Here is a 3,392-nt window from a genome sequence, read left to right as displayed (position 1 = left end):
AGGCCGGTCGGGATGCCTCGTAAGTCGCGATGTCCGCTTCGTTCTGAAGGGTGAGGCTGATGTCGTCCAGACCGTTCAGCAGCCGCCAGCGGGCGCAGCGCGGTCAGGTCTGGGGCGGTTCGTCCCGGCGGTCCGCGCCGTGCTGCTCCTTCAGCTTGTCCTGGCCGGTGTCCACCTGACGGCTGTGCTTGCCCCCGGTCTTGTCGTCGGCGAAGTCACCCGCCCTGTCGACGCCCTTGTCGGCCTGTTCCTCATGGCCCTTGAGCATGCTCCTGAGCTTGTCCATCATGGACATCCGGTCACCCTCCTCGCGCGTGAGCCCCCACATCTCCAGGGTCACCGCACACCACATGCTTCGCATCCCCACAGAGGTCCCAGCGCTATGTAGGACAGGTTCTGACCTAGTGGCTGCCTGATCGCCGACCGGAGGCTCATCGGTCACTGGCCGCGGCCGATGGCCAACGTGGTGTCGATGAAGGCCTGGGTCGCGGCGGTGACGGGGCCGCCCCGGTACACGAGCCACTGCGGAAGTGTTTCCGCGGGCGAGAACCCGTAGACCTCCGCACCGGCCCGCCTGGCGAGATCAGCCCAGCCGTCCGGCATCAGGCCGGCCCCGATTCCCTTGAGCACCATGGGCAGGACCACGCTCCGGTCACCGACCTCCGCCGCGATGGTCATATCGCCGACAGTGGCGGCGAGCCGGTCGAACAGGGCGCGGACCGCCGTCGCCGGCTTGGTCACCACGAACCGCATGCCGCGCAGCGCCTCGGGAGTCACCGTGGGCCCGGTGTCCGCCATCGTGTTCGGTGGGACTACGAGCAGGAACTCTTCGTCTCGCAGGTGATGGGCGACCAGCCCCTGGCCGGCGGGGCGCTCGGCACTGCCGGAGACCCCGACCTCGCAGCGGCCCTGGAGCACCATGGCGGCCACTTCGGCCGCAGACAGGCCGGACGAGGTACTGACCGTGACACCGGGATGACGCTCGCGGAGTTCGGCGACAATGCTTGTCACGGGTTCCAGTGCCGAGGATGACGTCGCAGCGACATCCACCCTGCCCACTGCTCCCTGACCGATCGACCGCGCCGCGGCACGCAGGGCGTCGAGATCGCGGAGCACAAGCCTCGCCCTGTCCGCCAGCATCTCCCCGGCGTTGCTGAGCACGACGTTGCGGCCGACCCGGTGGAAGAGCGTGACCCCGAGGTCGCGTTCGAGTTTCTGGATCGCACGCGACAGCGAAGGCTGGGCGACGCGCAGCGACCGCGCAGCGTGGGTGAACCCGCCCTGCTCCACGACGGCCACGAAGTACTCGAGCTGGTGGCGTTCCATGGAGTCCTCACCAACTGATCTATAGCGATTGGCTATTTGAATAGTGTCATAGATGTCTTGGACGCAGAGTCAGAAGCAGGTGTTTACTCCCTGCAAGGTCGTCCTGGAACTGGCGGGACCTGCGTGAGGTGAGTCGAGGAACGCGCCCGGGGAAGCTGACCCGCGTTCTTGGACAGTGCCGCAAACGTGAACGGAAAGGACCAAGTTGTTCACCACCCGACCGACCCTGCAAGGCATCCACGGCATGGTGTCCTCCACCCACTGGCTCGCCTCCTCGACGGCCATGGCAGTACTGGAGGACGACGGCAACGCCTTCGACGCAGCGGTCGCCGCCGGATTCGTGCTGCACGTCGTCGAACCGCACCTGAACGGACCTGCGGGCGAAGCTCCGATGATCCTGGCCCCGGCCGGCCATCGGCCCCAAGTCCTTTGCGGGCAGGGCCCGGCACCCGCCGGCGCGACCATCGCGCACTACACGTCGCTCGGCCTGGACCTCGTGCCCGGCACTGGTCCGCTGGCCGCCGCCGTGCCCGGCGCGTTCGACGCCTGGATGCTGCTTCTGCGCGATCACGGCACCAAGAGGCTTTCCGACGTACTGAAGTACGCCATCGGTTACGCCGAGCACGGGCACCCCGTCGTTGAGCGGATCGGCGAGACTGTCGAAACGGTACGAGAGCTCTTCGAAACCGAGTGGCCCACGTCGGCCGAGATCTATCTCCGCGACGGCAAGTCCCCCGCTCCCGGCGCCCTGCTGCGCAATCCGGCGCTGGCGGGTACCTGGCGGCGGGTCATCGCGGAAGCCGAAGCGGCGGGCTCCGGCCGCGAGACCCAGATCGACGCGGCCCGCCGGGTGTGGCGCGAGGGCTTCATCGCCGAGGCTCTCGCCGAGTTCGCGGCACGCCCCACCATGGACACATCCGGCGAGCGGCATGCCGGTACCCTCACCGGCGCGGACCTCGCCGGGTTCTCCGCGACCTACGAGGAGCCCGCCACCTACGACTGGAACGGCTGGACGGTGGCCAAGCCGGGCCTGTGGAGCCAGGGCCCGGTGTTCCTCCAGCAGCTCGCCCTGCTGCGCGGCACCCAGCTGGACTACGGCACGCCGGACTACGTGCACACCCTCATCGAGGGCATGAAACTCACGATGGCCGACCGTGAGGCCTGGTACGGCGACAGCGCGGACGTGGCGCTGGAGACACTGCTCTCCGCTGAGTACAACGACGCCCGGCGTGCCCTCATCACAGAGCGGGCTTCATTCGAACTGCGGCCGGGCAGCCCCGACGGGCGGGCCCCCAGGCTGAGCAAGCATGCCCGGCACGTCGCCGACAACGGCCCCGTGGACCTGCCACCGGTCGCCGGCGCCGGTGAACCGACGGTGGCGAAGGACGGTTACACCCGAGGGGACACCTGTCACCTGGACGTGGTCGACCGCTGGGGCAACATGATCGCCGCCACCCCGAGCGGCGGCTGGCTGCAGTCCAACCCCGCTGTGCCCGGCCTCGGCTTCCAGCTGGGCACCCGGCTGCAGATGACCTGGCTCGAGCCCGGACTGCCCAACTCCCTGTCCCCCGGCCGGCGCCCTCGTACCACGCTCACACCGTCCATGGCACTTCGGGATGGAGAGCCGATCATGGCATTCGGGACTCCCGGTGGTGATCAGCAGGACCAGTGGAGCGTGCATTTCTTCCTCGCCGTCGCATTGCGGCAGAAAGTGCGTGGCGGGCTCGACCTGCAAGGCGCGATCGACGCGCCGAATTGGCACAACGAGAGTTTTCCGAGTTCTTTCTATCCGCGCGGCATGAAGCCGGGAGGCGTCACGGTGGAATCGCGAATCGGCGATTCCACCATTGCCGAACTCCGACGCCGCGGGCACGAGGTCACGGTCGGCGAACCATGGTCGGAGGGTCGGCTCTGCGCGGTCGCCCGCGACCCTGAAACCGGCGTCCTGTCGGCAGGCGCGAACCCGCGCGGCATGCAGGGCTACGCCGTCGGGCGATAGCCGAAGGGTGGGGAGAATTGGGGTTGACCCGTCCCCTCACCGCCCCGTTGAAGGCCCCAACGGATTT

The 3,392-nt window shown here is 68.4% G+C and carries 3 protein-coding genes and 1 pseudogene; 1 reads left to right on the top strand and 3 read right to left on the bottom strand.

Annotated elements, in window-relative coordinates:
* The 3 genes and pseudogenes from ACWDO5_RS35545 to ACWDO5_RS35535 all read right to left on the bottom strand — a co-directional run.
* Positions 1-94 (bottom strand): annotated as a pseudogene (locus tag ACWDO5_RS35545) (3-isopropylmalate dehydratase small subunit); the annotation flags it as partial.
* A 9-nt stretch (positions 95-103) separates the two neighbouring features.
* On the bottom strand, positions 104-295 hold the full coding sequence (locus tag ACWDO5_RS35540) for an antitoxin (RefSeq protein WP_450534656.1): 192 nt from the start codon (positions 293-295) through the stop codon (positions 104-106).
* Between the two features lie 143 nt (positions 296-438).
* Positions 439-1,326: a LysR family transcriptional regulator gene (locus ACWDO5_RS35535; protein ID WP_450534655.1), complete on the bottom strand. Its 888-nt coding sequence runs from the start codon at positions 1,324-1,326 to the stop codon at positions 439-441.
* Between the two features lie 205 nt (positions 1,327-1,531).
* Between ACWDO5_RS35535 and ACWDO5_RS35530 the strand changes: the two genes are divergently transcribed.
* Positions 1,532-3,325, top strand: a complete 1,794-nt coding sequence (locus ACWDO5_RS35530; protein ID WP_450534654.1) for a gamma-glutamyltransferase family protein — start codon at positions 1,532-1,534, stop codon at positions 3,323-3,325.
* Positions 3,326-3,392 lie beyond the last annotated feature (67 nt).

This window comes from Streptomyces sp. NPDC000880, assembly GCF_053599675.1.
Note: the sequence above shows the minus strand (reverse complement) of the source record. Positions and strands in the feature narration are given on the sequence as shown.

Coding starts and splice junctions, on each gene's coding strand:
- ACWDO5_RS35540 (WP_450534656.1), bottom strand. CDS start 295: ATGTCCATGATGGACAAGCTCAGGAGCATGCTCAAGGGCCATGAGGAA.
- ACWDO5_RS35535 (WP_450534655.1), bottom strand. CDS start 1,326: ATGGAACGCCACCAGCTCGAGTACTTCGTGGCCGTCGTGGAGCAGGGC.